The organism is Halalkalibacter nanhaiisediminis, from assembly GCF_007830185.1.
Lineage (GTDB): Bacteria > Bacillota > Bacilli > Bacillales > Bacillaceae_D > Halalkalibacter > Halalkalibacter nanhaiisediminis.
In genome coordinates this window covers 1-530 of record NZ_VLKZ01000025.1, presented here as the reverse complement: position 1 = coordinate 530, position 530 = coordinate 1, and the positions used below count along the sequence as shown (strand labels likewise).

The following is a 530-nucleotide window of genomic DNA, read 5'->3' as shown; positions in this document are numbered from 1 at the left end:
ACAACGTATCAAGAATATGTTTGGATAAGTCCTCGACCGATTAGTATCTGTCAGCTCCACGTGTCGCCACGCTTCCACACCAGACCTATCAACCTCATCATCTCTAAGGGGTCTTACTGGATTAACTCCATGGGAAATCTCATCTTGAGGGGGGCTTCATGCTTAGATGCTTTCAGCACTTATCCCGTCCACACGTAGCTACCCAGCGATGCTCCTGGCGGAACAACTGGTACACCAGCGGTGTGTCCATCCCGGTCCTCTCGTACTAAGGACAGCTCCTCTCAAATTTCCTACGCCCGCGACGGATAGGGACCGAACTGTCTCACGACGTTCTGAACCCAGCTCGCGTACCGCTTTAATGGGCGAACAGCCCAACCCTTGGGACCTACTTCAGCCCCAGGATGCGATGAGCCGACATCGAGGTGCCAAACCTCCCCGTCGATGTGGACTCTTGGGGGAGATAAGCCTGTTATCCCCAGGGTAGCTTTTATCCGTTGAGCGATGGCCCTTCCATGCGGAACCACCGGATC

Annotated in this window: 1 rRNA gene; it reads right to left on the bottom strand. The window is 54.3% G+C overall.

Annotated features, from left to right (window positions below):
- Positions 1–20: 20 nt before the first annotated feature.
- Positions 21–530, bottom strand: a 23S ribosomal RNA gene (locus IQ10_RS17880); the annotation flags it as partial.